Origin of the sequence: Kribbella yunnanensis (genome assembly GCF_039529655.1) — a bacterium.
GTDB classification, from domain to species: Bacteria; Actinomycetota; Actinomycetes; order Propionibacteriales; family Kribbellaceae; genus Kribbella; species Kribbella yunnanensis.
The window spans coordinates 72,024-88,640 of record NZ_BAAANF010000025.1; the positions used below are offsets into that span (position 1 = coordinate 72,024).

The window sequence follows — 16,617 nt, forward strand, 5'->3', positions numbered from 1 at the left end:
ACGGGATCGTAACAGATCCGTGCGCCGTCAGTTAGGTACGGCAACGGGTGGAGTACGGGATCCCCGACGGGGCCCGCGGCCGAGCCCGCTGTCCGGTCCCCCGTCCGCGGGCCGGTCTCGTCGTACCAACGGGAGCTCTTGATGCGTTTCGCCCGCACTGCTTTGGGCCTGCTGCTGACCCTGATCGGCCTGGTCGTCGGCGTCGCCGGTGCCGCCGCCGCGTTCTGGCTGGTCGGCCCGGACAACACCATCTCCACCGGAGGCCGCGCACTGACCAGCGACGGCGTCGCCGTGGTCACCGCACCCGACCTGCTCGACCGCCACGGTCCGACCCTGCGCGTCAGCGTCACCGGGCCCAAGCCCGTGTTCGTCGGCATCGCCCAGGACCTGGATGTCGCCGACTACCTCAACGGCGCCGCCCACACCCGCGTGATCCGGTACGACGTCCCCTCCACGATCAGCACCCAGACCATGCGCGGCTTCGAGCACAAGCTCACCCCGCCCGGCGACCTGGACTGGTGGGTCGCAAAGTCCGGAGGCAACGGCAACCAGTCGATCGCCTGGCCCATGCAAGACGGCCGCTACTCAGTCGTCGTCATGAACGCCGACGGCACCCCCGCAGTAGACGCGAACGTCAGCTTCGGCATCGAACTACACCGCTCCTTCGGCATCAGCCTCCTCATCCTCGGCGCCGGCATAGTCGCCCTCGCCCTAGGCATCGCCCTAGCCTTCCGCCGCTCGCCGTCACACACCACCGACGAATTGCTGGTCCCGGTCGCCACAGCAGTCGCACTGAGTACGGCGGCGCCCGCCCGCGAGACCAGCCCGTTCGCCCCGGCGGACGACGTTCCGGCGTACCGGGCTCCTGAGGTGGTGGCCGATGAAGCGACCGAGAAGCTCGCGGTGATCGCCCAGCCCAAGCCTTCGTCGGCCGCTCAGCTCCAGACCGAGCCTCCGGTGCGCCCGACGCGACCCGCGCGACCGCTGGCAGGCATCCAGCCGTTGCGGTCGGCACCGATGCTGATGACCCCCGCCGAAGTAGCCAGGGCGAAGTCCCGCGCAACCCTGCCGACATCCAGCTCGCCGACCCCGCAGCTCACCCCCGCCACCTCGTTCGCCGCCCCCACACCGCTCGCCCCCGCCACCTCAGCCGCCGCGATGCCGGTTACCGTCTCGACCACCACCTTCGCCGATCAGGCCTCTGCCGCGCCCACTCCGCCTGCCGAGACACTGCCATTGATGGAGTCTCCCGAGTTCTCCAAGAGCGACGAGGCGGTGAAGCGCACGGCGGCACTCCTCGCCAGCGGCGCTTTGTTGCTGACGGCAACCAGCTGCGGTCTGATGCCGCCGAAGAACAACCTGACCGTCCCCGACCGCCGCCCCGCAGTCACCGTCGCCGACGCCAAAGCCGTGGTGACGAAGTACAACGAGCTCAACAACAAGGCCAACCAGACCCGCGACAACAAGCTCGCCGCCACCATCGAGGCCGAACCGACCCTGGCCCAGACCCTCGCCGGCTACCAGATCGGCCGCAAACTGGACGCCGCCGGCAAAACCATCGGGAAGCCGTTCACCTTCACCGATCCGGTGGTCGGCGCACCGGAGTTCACGGCATACCCGATGCGCTTCGTGGTCACCACCGGCGTCTCGAATTCGGCCGGCACCCGGCAGCTCGGCGTCTGGCAGCGAGAGAGCGCCGGCGCACCCTGGCTGCTCACCCACTCGGTCTACCCCGGCCCCTCCATCGACCTCCCGTCAATGGACGGCGTCCGCACCCCAAGCCGAGCCGACGTAGCCAACCTCGCCACCCACCCCACCGCAGTCGCCCCAACCCTCGCGGCGTACCTGAGCGGCGGTCCGAAGGCTGCCGAGGCCAAGCTCTTCACCGCCTCCCCCGGTACGACGAAGCTGCTCGAACAACGCGCCAAGTCAAAGGTCGCCGACGCCGCCCAGCCCTACATCGCCGCCGTCACCGACACCTACAAACCAACCGGCACCCCCGTCACCTTCATGACCGCAGACGGCGAAGGCCTGGTCTTCCTGACCCTCACCGAGCAGTACCTGCAACGAGTAGAACCAGGCTCCAACGCCTACTGGACGAGCGGCGAAGCAACCGCCTTCAGCAGCATGGTCAAGTTCACCCAAACCCTGCACCAGGACTACCTCCACCAGATCGCCCTCGTCATCCCCGCCAAAACCACCGGCGGCCCCATCCGCATCCTCTCCATGGACGGCCAACTAGTAGGAGCCGGCGGCTCCTAACCCCACCGACCCCGCTCCCCTCAGGACGCGGGGTCGATCTCCGTCCACCCCTCACCACCTCATGAGTGAACCCCAAGACCGGTAAGGCTCACTCCGCGGTATCCGGGGCCCCTGCCACAACGTCCGAAGAACCCGCAGCCCCGGTCTAACGCAGACCCGGTCTCCGGATCATCGGACGTTAGCCGCGGAGGTCGCGTTGCTCGGTAACTTTGGGGGGCTATTTGCGAAAAAAGTACCGCCCAACGCACCACCGCACTGCACACACGCCGAGGCCCGGCCCGGTTGGCAAGGCGCGGCGCGGTTTCGTGAGGCGCGGTTGACGACGCGCGGGGTGGTTGATGATGCGCGGGGTGGTTTGGCGAGGCGCGGCGCGCGTGGTGAGGCGCGGTGCGTGTGGTGAGGCGCGGTTGATGATGCGCGGGGTGGTTCGGTGAGGCGCGGCGCGCGTGGCGAGGCGCGGCACGATTGATGGGGCGCGGGGTGGCTGGTGAGGTGCGGGTGGGTCAGCTGTCAGCAGGCCTCTTCCCGCACGGCAACCACAGCCCGGCAGCCCCAGGCGACGTGGAGCCGCGGTCGCCGACCGCACCATCCACCTCAGCCACCGCGGCGCCCAGCCACGCTTTCTTTTTAGTCGGCCGGACGCGGCGATCAGCCACAGCGAACGTCCCCGGCCGAGTCCTTTCGGGCCTGGACCCCGACTCGACCACCAAAGGCGGCCGACAACGCAAGAGGGCGGGCCATGCGGGTGGCTGGGCGGGTTGGCGAGGTCGGCTACCGCGGTTCCACGTCGTCGGGGGCTGACGGGCTGTGGCTGAGGTGCGGGATGCTCGAGTTCTTGCGTTAGCCGGTAAAAATTCGGGTCCCCGCGACGATTTTCTTCCGACTAACGCACCAGACCGCCCCGGGGACCCGAGATCGCGGGCCAGCGATCACCTTGAGCACCGATCAACCATGTGAGGCCCGCCGAAACGGTCGAACCGTGCTCAAGGTCGCCCCGGCCAGCGCACCTTGGGCACCCCTCAACCACCTTCGGCCCGCGCAGATGGTTGAACCGTGCACAACGTCGTACCAGCTCGTGGTGAGAGCGCATAGGTAGCCGGGACGCCTCGCCCGCAAGGATGTTGCGGGCAGGCGATTGGGGGGTGGTAAACGCTTGCTGGAAGATAGTTGCGGCTGGTTGACTTCTGGGGTGAGGTTTTTCCCATCGCCCTGGGAGTGTTTGTGTACATCAGTCGCCGCCGCCTGCTGTCGTTCGTCCCCGCCGCAGCTCTGCTGACCGCGGTCAACCCGGCTCGCGCCACCGCGGCCACCACGGCCACCACGAACGAGGCGAGCTTGTTGCTTGCCAATGCGATTGCGATCTACGCCGGTACGGCGGAATCGAACGTGCGGCCGGAAGTCGCCGCGAAGCTGACCGCGATGGACGCGACCGCGCGGACGTGGTTGGCGGCGATGGATCGGGCCGGCGCTAACGAGCTCTTCGCGGGACTCCCGCTCGGGACCAGCGATCCGAATCTGAGTGCGTCGTACCTGCACCTCTACGAGATCGCCCTCGCGTACCGCCGCCCCGGCCCGGCCTCCGACCTGCAAGGCAACGAGCAGGTCCGCACCCGGGTAGCCGACGGACTCCGCCGCCTCCACGACGGCTGGTACGGCGATCAGGCCAAGGGGTATTACGGCAACTGGTTCACCTGGGAGATCGGCGTCTCCACGTTCGTCTCCAAAACACTCGCACTCATCGACGCGCCCGCCGACCTCATCACGCAGTACGTCGCCTCGATGGACTCCTATCTGCGGAATGGGAAGAACGGCGACGTCGATCTCGACTCGCGGTTCCACACCGGGGCGAACCTGGTCGACATCACCGCGAACCGTGTCCTGCAAGGCGCTTTGCTCAACGACGAAGCGCGGATCCGGAAAGCATTGACGGATCAGTTCACCGTGTTCGCGACCATCGATCCGTACAACCTCCAGCACGGCGTCACCGACGGGTATTACGCCGACGGCTCCTTCATCCAGCACTCGTCCGTCGCGTACACGGGCTCCTACGGCAAAGCCCTGCTCAGTCGGGTCGTGCAGACGATCAAGGTGCTCGCCGGTACGTCGTACGCGCAGACCGGTGAGCTGATCGGCGTCGTCCAGGGTTGGGTCGAGGACGGGTTCGCCCCGCTGATCTTCGAGGGCTGGATGATGGAGATCGTCAAGGGCCGTGCGGTCTCCCGACCTGGCACCGGGTACGACGATGTGGCGGTGATCGTCGAGGCAGTCGTCGACCTCGCCGATTACGCGGGAGCGCAGGACGCGGCCCGGTTGAAGGCGTTCGCGAAGTTCACCGCGCGGCCGACGATCAACCCGAACAGTTTCGTTTCGCCGGTGAGCATCGCGCGGTTCGCGGATCTGCGTGCCGACCCGACCGTCGTACCGGCGGACCTCAACCCGGCCGCGAGCAGTACGGCGTTCAACGCGATGGACCGGACTGTGCACCGCCGACCGGGGTATGCGTTCGCGCTCGCGCGGAACTCGGAGCGGATCAGCAAGTACGAGTACATGAGCGGCGAGAACCTGATGCCGTGGTTCCAGGGCGACGGCGCGCACTACCTGTACCTGAGCGGTCAGGACCAGACCCGCTCGTACGGCGTCGACTACTTCACCACCGTCTCGCCGTACGCGCTCGGCGGGGTAACCGCGCCGGTTGAGACCCGCAAGACGATCCCCGAGCTCTACGGGACGGCGTACTACAACCGCCCGCCGGAGTTCACGCCGTCGTCGGAGGCGCAGAACACGTACGTCTATTTCCCGACCGGCACCAACCAGCACTCCGGTGGCGCAACCCTCGACGCGTACGGCGCAGTCGGCTGGGTGCAGTCCGACGATTTCGCCTACGTGTCCCGCGATGAACTCCCGGCCGACTTCATGACGTACCAGAACGCCTCGGCAACCAAGTCGTGGTTCCTGCTCGACGACGAGATCGTCGTACTCGCCGCCGGTCTGCACGACCCCGACCGCGCGGTCACCACCACCCTCGACACCCGCATCGCCGCGCCCGGCGATTCCGTGACCATCACCGGCGTACGGCGAGATGGTCGCCCTTGGACGGGATCCGGCGACCCCCGCTGGCTGCGGTACGTGGCCGATAACGTTGCCGTCGGCTACTACTTCCTCGCCCCCACCGACGTTTCGTCAACCCTGCAAGACGTCACGCGCAGCCGCCGCACGATCCGGACCGCGAACCCTGACACCCCAGTCACCAAACAGGTCTTCGCCCTAACCGCAGCCCAGCCGGCCGGATCCACCCGCGCCCTCGCCTACGCGCTCGTCCCCAAAGCGACCGAGGCAGCACTCCGCGCCTACCGCCACGGCCGACTCGCCGTACTGGCCAACACCCCACGCCTACAAGCGATCCAGCACCAAGCCCTACGCCTGACCGCCGCCAACACCTTCACCCCAGGCCCTCACCACCTACCAGGCCTAACCATCGACGGCCCCGCCGCCACCCTCATCCGCCGAACCCCCACCGAAACCACAGTCGCCGTCGCCGACCCCACCACCACCCGAGCGACCATTACCCTCAACCTCTGGGCCCAATACCTACGCCCAGCCACCCCCACCCCCGGCGTACAAGTCACCCGAACCCTCACCGGCACCCGCCTGACCTTCACCACCCACCAAACCCACGGCAAAACCCAAACCATCAAGCTTGTTCGAGCCTGGTGAGCGATCAAGGCAGGGCGTGGTCCTGCCGCTCATGCGCGAGTGCGGCGCCGGCCTCGACACCATCTGGATCCCCGAGCGGCATGCGCAGGACTGCTCGCCGCATCGCCACAGCACGCTCCAGCCGCGCGGCCGCCTCGAGGACAGCCTGCCGAATGACCGTCGGCCGCGGAGTGCCGCCCCGGGTCAGTACGTCGAGCGCCCGCTCGATCTCCGGATCCGTGCGAACGGTGATGCTCTCCGCCGTGCGCTCACCAGCGTCATCACCCATGTTCGAGCCTGGTGATGAGGGATTGCATGGTGGTTAGGGTGGTTTGGAGGTCTTTGAGGGGGAGGTCGGCGCTGAGGTCGGCGGCCCAGGGGTGTTGGGCTACGGAGATTTGGCGGATGGCCCAGTAGCCGGGTTCGGTGCAGGCGAGGAGTTTGGCTCGGCGGTGCGCTGGGTTGGGGCGGTATTCGGCCAGGCCGCGGTCGACCAGGAGGTCGGCGATGCGTTGGACGGCTTGGCGGCTGACGCCCATGATGCGGCCGACGTCGGCGACTGAGCGGGGTTCGTCGATGACGCCGCCGAGGACTTGCCACCAGGCTGCGGTGAGGCCGCCGTGGGCGGCTAGGTCCTGAGCCGCCTCCAGCAGGCGGGCGTTCAGGCGGAAGGTGGCGAGGATGACGTCGGTCAACAGGGCACCGCCTTCGGTCTCCTCGGCCGGCTTCGGCCAGTCGGCGCGGGGCGGGATCGTCATGGACAACATGTTGTCATCTGGACAGCGTCTTGTCCATCACGCGGCGTGGGCGGGACGCCTTAGTTGCGGAAGCGAGTCCAGAGACTAAGGGTCTTACCGAAGCGCTCGCCGCGGATCCAGTCGAGGATGCTGCGCGCGACCCGCTCGGGCGAGACGTCACCCCGCACCGACCGAGGAACGTACTTCCGCAGCTCGGCCGCATCAGCCAGCGCGTCGTCGATCTGATCCTGAAGCCAACCGCGCGCAGCCAACCGCTTCCGCCGTACGGCGTCCGGGCAGTCGAGGTGCAGCCAGCGCCCTTCCGGCAGCTCACTGGGCAACCCCGGCGTCAGCAGCAGAACGGGAATGCCGGACCGCCGGATCAGCTCGGTGATCCGCAACCAGACCGCGTTGTACGCCGGCCAGATGGGTGCCGCGGTCGGACTCGCGATGCTGATCCCCAACAACCGCCCCTGGTCGTCGAGCAGCTCGTCCATGTCCATCACGACGAGATTGCCCGGATTCAACCGCACCAGCTCCGGAACCACGGTCGATTTGCCGGCCCCGGGCGCACCTGTCACCACGAACAACCTCGTCACGGAACTAGTGTCGCGCTCACTCGATCAGAAGGCTCGCCGGAGGTCGAACATCGGCCGAGACATGCGGCACACCACCCAGACCCGGAGTGATCGATCCGAGCACGCTCGAGTGCCGGGCGCCGGTGCAGCTCGGGACCGTCCCGCCGAGCCCGTGCACGGTCAGGAACCCCAGTACGGCGAAGGCCAGCGCCTCCTTGGCCGCCGACGGCAGACCCAACTCGTCGCTGGTCCGAACCGGCACGCCCTCCAGTTCCAAAGCCAGCCGTTGCATCAGGGCCGGGTTCCGGATCCCACCGCCCGAGGCGATCACCTCGGTCCCACCATGCCGCCGTACGGCGTCCGCGACCGTGCGGGCGGTCAGCGCAGTGACCGTCGCGACCACGTCGTCGGCCGGGATCTCCGGCAGACCCTCCATCATCCGAGCCAGGTAGGCGAGGTTGAACAGCTCCTTGCCAGTGGTCTTCGGCGCCGGCAACGCGTAGTACGGCTCCGCGAGCAGCCGCTCCAGCAACTCCGCATGCACCTGCCCACGCCCAGCCATCACACCGTCGACATCGAACCCGAGCCGCCCAACCGTCAGCTCGGTGACCACCGCATCGATCAACGCATTCGCCGGCCCCGTGTCGAACGCGACCGGATCCCCGTCCACCACGGTGATATTCGCGATCCCACCAAGGTTCAACGCGATCGGTACGCCGGGTCGCCCGCGCAACCACAGGACGTCGATGATGCTCACCAGCGGCGCACCTTGCCCACCGGCCGCGACATCGCGCGATCGCAGATCCGACACCACCGTCGTACCGGTCGCTTCCGCGATCCAGGCCGGTTGCCCGAGCTGCAGTGTGCCGCGCACCTGCCCGTCGTCGACCCAGTGGAACACCGTCTGCCCATGCGACACGATCAGATCGGCGTACCCACCGCTGAGCTGCTCGACCGACTGCTGCGCCACCCGAGCGAAGGCCTGCCCGATCCCGGTGTCCAACCGGCACACCTGCTCAACGGAAGTACTTGCCGGTGGCAACAACCCGGCCAACTCCCGACGGACCTCGTCCGGGTACGGCTGGCTGAGCATCCCGAGCGGGGTCAGCACCAACTGATCCCCGTCCAGGCGGAGGTCGGCCGCCGCCGCGTCGATCGCGTCGTACGACGTCCCGGACATCAAGCCGATGACTCGCATGTCAGTCCCGCAACTCCCGTCGATGATCGTCGCCGCGCAACGTCGCCAGTGCGACGACACTCACCGCACACGTCACCACGACGTACCAGGCCGGAATATCGATGTTCTTGGTCTGCTTGATCAGCTCGGTGATGATCAAACCGGCCGACCCGGAGAACACTGCGTTGGACAGCGAGTACGCCAGGCCGAGCCCGGTGTAGCGCGCCCGGGTCGGGAACATCTCGGCCAGCATCGCGGGTCCCGGCCCGGCCATCAACCCCACGACCAGCCCGGCGACGAAGACCGCGGCCCCCTTGGCCGCCGTACCGGCTTCCTTGTCCTGGAGCAGGTTGAGCAGCGGAAACGCCAGTACGACGACGAGCGCGGCGCCGGTCATCATCACCGGCCGACGCCCGATCCGGTCACTCAATGCCCCGGCCGGCAGGATCGACGCGGCGAAACCGGCGTTCGCCAGCACGGTCGCGACCAGCGCCTGCTGGAAGGTCGCATTCAGCGTCGCCTGCAGGTACGACGGCATCACGACGAGAAAGGTGTATCCGGCGGCCGACCAGCCCATGAGCCGCCCGATCCCGAGCGCGATCGCCCGCGCCACCTCACCAGCACCCGCTGGCCGCGGCTCAGCAGCACCCCCTGCCCCGGGCTGAGCAGCAGCGGTCTGGGTCCGGGTGAAGCTTGGCGTCTCCTCGAGCCTCAGCCGCAACCACAGCGCGACCAGACCGAGCGGCAGCGCGACCAGGAACGGCACCCGCCAACCCCAGTCGGTCAGCGCTTCCTTGCTCAGCACGGTGGCCAGGATCGCCGCCAGCCCGGCTCCGGCGAGCAGGCCGAGAGCCACGGTGAACGACTGCCAAGCGCCGTACCGGCCTCGACGACCCGCAGGCGCGAACTCGGTCATGATCGACACCGCACCACCGAACTCACCACCGGCCGACAACCCCTGCAGCGCCCGGACCAGGGTCAGCAGCCACGGCGCCAAGGCCCCGACACTCGCGTACGTCGGCAGTACGCCGATCAGCGTGGTCGAGCCGGTCATCAGCAGCAGCACCAGGATCAATGTCGGGCGACGGCCGATCCGGTCGCCGACTCGGCCGAAGATCGCGGCACCGATCGGGCGGAAGAAGAACGCCAGCGCGAACGAGGCATACGTCTTGATCAGGCTCTCGGCGTCGCTGGTGGCCGTCGTACTGAAGAAGTTCGCGGCGATCACAGTCGCGAAGAAGCCGTAGGCGCCGAACTCGTACCACTCGACGAAGTTGCCGACCGTGCCCGCGACCAGCGAGCGCCGGTGCGAGGTGGGTGGGTTGGTCACGACAAACATTCTGTCTCAACCTTGCGGTCCTTGCCGGTGTCATTCTCGGTACAGACCAGATCACGGGGAGGAGCACCGGGTGTCTCGGGGCGACGACTTCGACGAATTCGTCCGCGGCAGCGCAACCAGGCTGCTGCGGACCGCCGTACTGCTGACTGGGGACCGGGCCGCGGCCGAGGACCTCGTGCAGGAGATGTTCGAGCGGGTGTACGTGAAATGGCGACGGATCCACGGGTCGCCGGAACCGTACGCCCGCAAGACGCTGGCCAACCTGTCCGCGAACAGGTGGCGCAGCAAGAGCCGTAAGCCCGAGGTGGCGCTCGCCGACCACCATGACCCGGGTGCACCCGACGGATCGGACGAGTACGCCGTTCGGGACGGACTGCTCGCGGCGTTGCAGGAGCTCCCGCCACGGCAGCGCGCGGTGATCGTCCTGCGGTTCTACGAGGACATGACCGAGGCGCAGACGGCCGAAGCGCTGAACTGCTCACTCGGCACCGTCAAGAGTCAGACCTCCCGCGGCCTCGACCGCCTCCGCCTGATCACCGAACCCGCACTCCTGGAAGGACTGCGATGACCAAGACCGAACTCAAGGACCGGCTGATGGCCAGTGTCGACGAGATCGAGGCCGCACCCGACGTACTCGACCGGGTCCGCGTCGGCGGCGCCCGCCGGCTCCGCCGCCGGCGCCTGACCACGCTGGCAGTCAGCACGATGGTCGTGCTGGCAGTCGGCGGCGTCACGCTGACCGGTCCCTCGCTCTACCACCAGCTGACGGACGCACCAGTGGCCGGCGTACCGGTCCAGAACGATCCCTATGGCTTCCTGATGAAGGGCCACACCCGCGGCGACCTGGCCGGCGACCAGAACTACCTCGACCAGGCACTGGCCGCCTGGGAGAAGTCGCACCGCAACTCGGGCAACCGGGACCGCGGGATCTTCGACCGCATGCAGGGCGAACCGCAGGTCTTCTGGGCCGGCAAGACCCCGGGCGGGCGGGTCGCGATCATCGGGCAGTACTCCGATCTCCGCCATCACGACAACATCCAGCTCGACCGCGAAGGTGTGCACACGCTGGTCGGATTCGTCGCCGACGGCACGGATGGCAAACCCGCCGTCGTCGCGGACACCTACCCGGCGCCCGGCGTCAGCCTGACCACCGGCTTCGTCACCAGGAACACCCTGGTCGTGCTCGACACCGGCAAGAAGGTCGGCTGGTCACCAGCGCGGGAGTACGACGACAGCAACGGCAGCAGCAGCCGCAAGTACACGCAGGTGCAGTTCAAGAACGGCGTCGGCGTCGTCAAGCTCCCGGAGAACACCGACGCGAAGAAGCTGGCTCTGCACACGCTGCCGGCGCAGGGCCCGTCCGACCTGGCCATCGCCAACGGCGGAGTGAACACCATGGGCAACTCGACGCCGGACGATCGACTCTGGTCGTCGGACATCCCGAACGACGGGCTCTGGCCGATGTCAGCCGGTGCCGAGCAACTCGCCGGCGACGCCCGGGACACCTTCACCAACACCGTCGGAGCGGCCGCCGACCCGGAGCACTACATGTTCTCGGCATCGCTCTGGATCGGGTACGGCGTGACGGCCAACGGCAGTTCCGTCTACCTCGGCGAGCAGCAGATCGACACCGACGCGAGCCGCGTGTACGCCGTACTGCAGCGGGCGAAGGGGAAGGCGCAGATCATCGGCGGCGGCGAGCCCAACCGCGGCGCCACGTTGCCCGTCCAGATCCGGCTGCCCGACAACCAGGGCTGGGCGGTCGCCGCCAAGGACGCCACGCTCTCCTACCGGTACGGCGAGGGTGCGTGGAGCGCGACCTCGAAGCACGCGCTGCTGATTCCGCACGGCGAGGACGTCGAGGTGAAGGTCGAGACCGGGACCCGGACGGAGATCGTCGTAGTCACTCCGAGTTGATCCCTTGACACTGGGTTTGGGCCCGGCCGATGATCAGTCCGCTATACCGGTTTAGTTCGACCGGTACAGCGGACCGCCCACCCTTGTGACGAGGAGCCGACCGAATGAGCGAACTCATGCGCCGAAGGACCCTTCTGACAGCTATCGCGGCGGGTACCGCCGTGGCTGCGACCGGCACCGCCACCGCGACCGCGGCCTGCCGAGCGGTGAAGAAGCCGACCACGGTGGCCTACATCGAGGTCAACGACCACAGCATGCTGAGCGCCGGCAAGTACAAGCTGGCCAACGACGGCCGTCAGGTGATCGACATCGCGGTGATCTTCGCCGCGAACATCAACTACAACACGACGACCAAGAAGGCGTACCTGCACTTCAACACGCAGGTGACGAACGTGCTCAACAACGTCGCCACCCAGGTCCGCCCGTTGCAGGCCAAGGGCATCAAGGTCACCCTCTCGATCCTCGGCAACCACGAGGGCGCCGGGTTCGCCAACTTCCCGAACAAGGCCGCCGCCGAAGCCTTCGCCCAGGAACTCGCCGACGCGGTCGCCCGCTACGGCCTGGACGGGATCGACTTCGACGACGAGTACGTCGAGTACGGCAAGAACGGCACCGGCCAGCCGAACGCGGACTCGTTCATCTGGCTGGTCCAGGCCCTGCGCGCGAAGATGCCGGCCGGCAAGCTCATCACGCTGTACGACATCGGCCCGGCATCGGACCGACTGACCAGTGGCGCCGGGGACATCCGGAACACCTTCGACTACGCCTGGCAGCCGTACTACGGCAGCTGGGGAGTCCCGAGCGGCCCGACCGACAAGTCGCGGCTCTCACCGGCCGCGGTCAGCTACACCGCGACGAGCCAGACGAGGGCCGCCGAGCTCGCCGCACAAACCGTGCGCGAGGGCTACGGCGTCTTCCTCACCTACAACCTGACCGAGGCGAACACCGCGTCGTACATGTCGGCCTTCACCCAGAAGCTCTACGGCAAGAACACCGTCTACACGCCCTAGAGCTCGTATTCCCACCCCGGCTGCCAGTTGAACGGTGCGGCGATCAGCTTTTCCAACGGCACGCCCCCGCCGAGCAGGTGTTCCAACGCCCATCTGTTCGCCGAGTGCGCGACCACGAGCACCACGCTGCCGCCGTACCAGCGCTTGACGTCCGCTAGGAACGACCGCGTCAGTTCCAGCACGTCGTTGTAGCTCTGGCCGCCGGGGAACGGCGTCCGGATGCGCTCGACTCTCGGGTCGAGCGCATCCCTCGGGGCCCCGTTGAGCTCGCCGTAGTTGCACTCGCGCAACCGCCAGTCCCTCAAATGCGGGGCGGTGAGCCCGGACAGCTCGACAGTCTGTACGGCGCGCCGCAGATCCGAACTGAAGACCACGTCGACCCCTTGGTTTCGCGCCCCCAGTTCCGCCGAGTGTCGCCTTCCCTCGGCCGAGAGCTCGCCCGGCAGCCACCCCGTGGCGATGCCGTTCTCGTTGTCGAGCGTTGTGGAGTGCGTCTCGTAGATCAGCTTTGTGGTCACGCGAACAGTGAATCCGCTTTGCCTTTATTACCGGCCGGTATATACTCAAGTTACTGGCGAGTATAGGTCGAGGGAGACCCCTGTGAGTCACTACAAGTCGAATCTGCGGGACATCGAGTTCAACCTGCTCGAGGTTCTCGGCCGGGGCGAGGTGCTCGGGCAGGGACCGTACGCCGACATGGACGTCGACACCGCGCGTGAGGTGCTGGGCGAGATCGACCGGCTGGCGAAGAACGAGATCGCCGAGTCGTTCGAGGACGCCGACCGGAACCCGCCGGTGTTCGACCCGGAGACGCACGAGGTGCGGATGCCGGAGTCGTTCACGAAGAGCTACCAGGCCTACATGGACGCCGAGTGGTTCAAGCTCGAGCTGCCGGCCGAGCTGGGCGGTCAGCCGACCCCGCCGTCGCTGCGCTGGGCCGCGGCCGAGATGGTGCTCGGCGCCAACCCGGCCGTGCACATCTACGCCGCCGGACCGAACTTCGCCCACGTGCTGTGGCGCAACGGCATCGACCGTGACAAGAAGATCGCGCACCACATCATCGAGCGCGGCTGGGGCGCCACCATGGTGCTGACCGAGCCGGACGCCGGTTCCGACGTCGGCGCCGGGCGCGCAAGGGCCACGCTGCAGGACGACGGCAGTTGGCACATCGAGGGCGTGAAGCGGTTCATCACCTCGGGCGAGCAGGACATGACCGAGAACATCGTCCACCTCGTGCTGGCCCGCCCGCAGGGCATCGAGGGGGTCGGCGGCCCCGGGACGAAGGGGCTCAGCCTGTTCGTCGTACCGAAGCACCACTTCGACCTGGAGACCGGCGAGCTGACCGGGGAGCGCAACGGCGCCTTCGTCACGAACGTCGAGAAGAAGATGGGCATCAAGGTCTCCACGACCTGCGAGCTGACCTTCGGCGACGGCGTACCGGCCAAGGGCTGGCTGCTCGGCGAGGTGCACGACGGCATCGCGCAGATGTTCCAGGTGATCGAGTACGCACGGATGATGGTCGGCACGAAGGCCATCGCGACGCTGTCCTCGGGCTACCTGAACGCGCTCGAGTACGCCAAGACGCGGGTGCAGGGCGCCGACCTGACCAACCCGGCCAAGGACGCGCCGCGAGTCACCATCACCCACCACCCCGACGTACGGCGTTCGCTGCTCACGCAGAAGGCGTATTCGGAGGCACTCCGCGCGCTCGTGCTGTTCACGGCGACGTACCAGGACCGCGCTGAGCAGGCCCGGTACGCCGGTGAGCACGACCTGGTCGCGGAAGGTGTGAACGACCTGCTGTTGCCGCTGGTGAAGGGCTACGGCTCAGAGAAGTCGTGGACCCTGCTCGGCACCGAGTCGCTGCAGACGTTCGGTGGTTCCGGCTTCCTGCAGGACTACCCGATCGAGCAGTACGTCCGCGACGCCAAGATCGACACCCTCTACGAGGGCACCACCGCGATCCAGGGCCAGGACCTGTTCTTCCGCAAGATCATCAAGGACCAGGGCAAGGCGCTCGGTCACCTGGCCGAGCAGATCCAGGGCTTCGTCGCCTCCGAGGCCGGCAACGGCCGCCTGAAGGAGGAGCGCGCGCTGCTGGCGAAGGGCCTCGAGGACACCCAGAAGCTGCTGGGGATCATGGGCCAGGCGCTGATGGCGAGCAACCCGCAGGCCGAGAACGGCGACCCGCGGAACGTCTACAAGGTGGCCCTGAACACCTCGCGGCTGCTGTTCGTCCTCGGTGACGTGGTCTGCTCGTGGCTGATGCTGCGCCAGGCCGAGGTCGCCCTCGAGCGGCTCGGCGGCGAGCTGACCCCGGCCGACCAGGACTTCTACAGCGGCAAGGTCGCGGCGGCTCAGTGGTTCGTCCGCTCGACGATGCCGTCGGTCCGCGCCGAGCGGATCAAGGCCGAGCTGACCGACCTCGACATCATGGATCTCCCTGAGTCCGCGTTCTGATTCCTTCCGCATCAGGGGACGGGCAGATCGATCTGCCCCGCCATCTGCCCTTCTCCTGAAGCGGTTCCGTGGAGCAGCGTTTCTGCCCGAGGCACCTGCATCCCTGGCTTGGCTTCCCCTGTCCGAGCCAGGGCTGCGGTGTGCCGGAACCATCCGTCCCAGGGCTGCGTCTGTGCGAACGTGAATCCGTCAGGTCGTCGTAGGCTGTCCGCGATGTCCGCCACGCTCCGCCGCCTCGCCACGCTGCTCGCCGTCCTCGTGGCCCTGCCGGTTCTCCCCGCCCACGCGGCCACCCCATCGATCCCGGACCGGATCGCGACCGGCTGGCAGACCGACCGCATCTTCGTCGACTCCCGGATCGCCCCCGCCATCCCGACCACCGAGCTCGACCGGATCCGCGCCGAGTCCGAGCGGGCCGGTTTCGCCGTGTACGTCGCGTTGGTCCCACGAACGCCGTACTTGCGGGAGAAGCTCTACGACCTGCCGACGCTGTTGCAGGCGCGGGTCGGGCAGCCCGGCCTGTACATCGTCCGCGTCGTGTCGGACGACTACTGGACCGGCGTCGAGCAGCTGTTCCGGCCCGGCGGTCTCAAGGGTCGCGACATCACCAGCGTCCGGGCCGACGACCCACAGCGTCGCCAGATCGTCGACGACCGGCCCGCACCGCAGATCGTCCGAACCATCCAGCAGGCCGAGACCGCGTACGACGGCCGCCCGTTGCCGCCGGCTCCGGCGAGCGATCTGAAACCGCCGCGTCGGGCGGACACCCCGTCGATCACCGACCAGGAGGACCGCGCGGCGTTCATCGGACTCGGCGTCGGCGGGTTCGCGGGATTCGTCCTGGTCCTGGTTCTCAACCGGCGCCGCCGTCGACCGGCGACACGACCGAAGGCCGACGAACCGACGGCGTACCGGGACCAGATCCGTCAGCAGGCCGACCAGCTGATCAGGCGAGCCGCCCGGTCCATTCGGCAACTGGAGAAGCGGCCGAACCTGTCGCTGACACAGCTCGACCAACGCGACGACGCGAACCGCCGGCTGGAAGCTGCCCGCACATTGCGCGCGGATCAGCCGGACGACCTGCTCGCGGTGACCGGCGCTCTCGTGCTGGCTCGCCAGGCTCAGCAAGCCGTCGGCGGCACGGTCAAGCCGCCCTGCTTCTTCGATCCGACCCACCGAACCGGGACGACCCGCGTCGCCTGGGCCGACGGCGTCGAGGTCCCGGCCTGCCGGACCTGCGCGCAGCGGCTCCACAAGGGCAAGACGCCGTACGGACTGCAGGTGAGCCGCAGCACCGGTCTGCTCGGTCGCGGTCGCGAGGTCGTCCCGTACTGGACCCTGGATCCGGAGGACAGCCCGATGGTCGCGTCCGGCTTCGGCGCGCTGACCGACGACCTGGCCGAGCGGGTCTGCAAGCGGCCGGAGGACGTCCGATGAGGCGGGC

At 68.0% G+C, this 16,617-nt stretch carries 13 protein-coding genes; 7 read left to right on the forward strand and 6 right to left on the reverse strand.

What is annotated here, in order from left to right:
* Positions 1 to 141 precede the first annotated feature (141 nt).
* Positions 142 to 2,262: a DUF8094 domain-containing protein gene (locus ABD231_RS36420; protein ID WP_344162928.1), complete on the forward strand. Its 2,121-nt coding sequence runs from the start codon at positions 142 to 144 to the stop codon at positions 2,260 to 2,262.
* A 1,221-nt stretch (positions 2,263 to 3,483) separates the two neighbouring features.
* The gene (locus ABD231_RS36425) at positions 3,484 to 5,976 is read left to right on the forward strand and encodes a polysaccharide lyase family 8 super-sandwich domain-containing protein (RefSeq protein ID WP_344162931.1); all 2,493 of its coding nucleotides are present in this window, start codon (positions 3,484 to 3,486) and stop codon (positions 5,974 to 5,976) included.
* 4 nt (positions 5,977 to 5,980) lie between these two features.
* Here the strand turns inward: ABD231_RS36425 and ABD231_RS36430 are convergent, their stop codons facing one another.
* Genes ABD231_RS36430 through ABD231_RS36450 form a run of 5 tightly spaced genes read right to left on the reverse strand, consistent with a single transcriptional unit; the run spans position 5,981 to position 9,777 of the window.
* Positions 5,981 to 6,244 (reverse strand): hypothetical protein, encoded by a 264-nt coding sequence (locus ABD231_RS36430; protein ID WP_344162934.1) that lies wholly within the window; start codon positions 6,242 to 6,244, stop codon positions 5,981 to 5,983.
* Positions 6,237 to 6,713 carry a MarR family winged helix-turn-helix transcriptional regulator gene (locus tag ABD231_RS36435; protein ID WP_344162937.1) on the reverse strand — a complete coding sequence of 159 codons (477 nt, stop codon included), beginning with the start codon at positions 6,711 to 6,713 and terminating at the stop codon, positions 6,237 to 6,239. Before ABD231_RS36435 ends, ABD231_RS36430 begins: the two co-directional genes overlap by 8 nt.
* 59 nt (positions 6,714 to 6,772) lie before the next feature.
* Entirely contained in the window at positions 6,773 to 7,291 is a 519-nt protein-coding gene (locus ABD231_RS36440; RefSeq protein WP_344162941.1) for an AAA family ATPase, read from the reverse strand.
* A 16-nt stretch (positions 7,292 to 7,307) separates the two neighbouring features.
* On the reverse strand, positions 7,308 to 8,468 hold the full coding sequence (locus ABD231_RS36445) for an anhydro-N-acetylmuramic acid kinase (RefSeq protein WP_344162944.1): 1,161 nt from the start codon (positions 8,466 to 8,468) through the stop codon (positions 7,308 to 7,310).
* 1 nt (position 8,469) lies between these two features.
* Positions 8,470 to 9,777, reverse strand: a complete 1,308-nt coding sequence (locus ABD231_RS36450) for an MFS transporter (RefSeq protein ID WP_344162947.1) — start codon at positions 9,775 to 9,777, stop codon at positions 8,470 to 8,472.
* Between the two features lie 79 nt (positions 9,778 to 9,856).
* Between ABD231_RS36450 and ABD231_RS36455 the strand changes: the two genes are divergently transcribed.
* From ABD231_RS36455 to ABD231_RS36465, 3 genes are all read left to right on the forward strand, one after another.
* On the forward strand, positions 9,857 to 10,354 hold the full coding sequence (locus ABD231_RS36455) for a SigE family RNA polymerase sigma factor (protein WP_344162950.1): 498 nt from the start codon (positions 9,857 to 9,859) through the stop codon (positions 10,352 to 10,354).
* Entirely contained in the window at positions 10,351 to 11,703 is a 1,353-nt protein-coding gene (locus ABD231_RS36460) for a hypothetical protein (protein WP_344162953.1), read from the forward strand. The genes ABD231_RS36455 and ABD231_RS36460 overlap by 4 nt, the downstream gene beginning before the upstream one ends.
* A 104-nt stretch (positions 11,704 to 11,807) precedes the next feature.
* Positions 11,808 to 12,713, forward strand: coding sequence for an endo-beta-N-acetylglucosaminidase H (locus ABD231_RS36465; protein ID WP_344162955.1), 906 nt, complete (start codon positions 11,808 to 11,810; stop codon positions 12,711 to 12,713).
* Here ABD231_RS36465 and ABD231_RS36470 read toward each other — a convergent pair.
* Positions 12,710 to 13,231: a histidine phosphatase family protein gene (locus ABD231_RS36470; protein WP_344162958.1), complete on the reverse strand. Its 522-nt coding sequence runs from the start codon at positions 13,229 to 13,231 to the stop codon at positions 12,710 to 12,712. The genes ABD231_RS36465 and ABD231_RS36470 overlap by 4 nt on opposite strands.
* An 82-nt stretch (positions 13,232 to 13,313) precedes the next feature.
* Here ABD231_RS36470 and ABD231_RS36475 point away from each other — a divergent pair, with 82 nt between their 5' ends.
* Both ABD231_RS36475 and ABD231_RS36480 read left to right on the forward strand, forming a co-directional pair.
* Positions 13,314 to 15,173: an acyl-CoA dehydrogenase gene (locus ABD231_RS36475; RefSeq protein ID WP_344162961.1), complete on the forward strand. Its 1,860-nt coding sequence runs from the start codon at positions 13,314 to 13,316 to the stop codon at positions 15,171 to 15,173.
* 213 nt (positions 15,174 to 15,386) lie between these two features.
* On the forward strand, positions 15,387 to 16,610 hold the full coding sequence (locus tag ABD231_RS36480; protein ID WP_344162964.1) for a hypothetical protein: 1,224 nt from the start codon (positions 15,387 to 15,389) through the stop codon (positions 16,608 to 16,610).
* The last annotated feature ends 7 nt before the right edge of the window (positions 16,611 to 16,617 follow it).

What these genes read in the sequence shown, in the direction of transcription:
- ABD231_RS36445 (WP_344162944.1), bottom strand. Translation starts at nt 8,468, where the DNA reads ATGCGAGTCATCGGCTTGATGTCCGGGACGTCGTACGACGCGATCGAC.
- ABD231_RS36465 (WP_344162955.1), top strand. Translation starts at nt 11,808, where the DNA reads ATGAGCGAACTCATGCGCCGAAGGACCCTTCTGACAGCTATCGCGGCG.
- ABD231_RS36435 (WP_344162937.1), bottom strand. Translation starts at nt 6,713, where the DNA reads ATGACGATCCCGCCCCGCGCCGACTGGCCGAAGCCGGCCGAGGAGACC.
- ABD231_RS36460 (WP_344162953.1), top strand. Translation starts at nt 10,351, where the DNA reads ATGACCAAGACCGAACTCAAGGACCGGCTGATGGCCAGTGTCGACGAG.
- ABD231_RS36480 (WP_344162964.1), top strand. Translation starts at nt 15,387, where the DNA reads ATGTCCGCCACGCTCCGCCGCCTCGCCACGCTGCTCGCCGTCCTCGTG.
- ABD231_RS36420 (WP_344162928.1), top strand. Translation starts at nt 142, where the DNA reads ATGCGTTTCGCCCGCACTGCTTTGGGCCTGCTGCTGACCCTGATCGGC.
- ABD231_RS36430 (WP_344162934.1), bottom strand. Translation starts at nt 6,244, where the DNA reads ATGGGTGATGACGCTGGTGAGCGCACGGCGGAGAGCATCACCGTTCGC.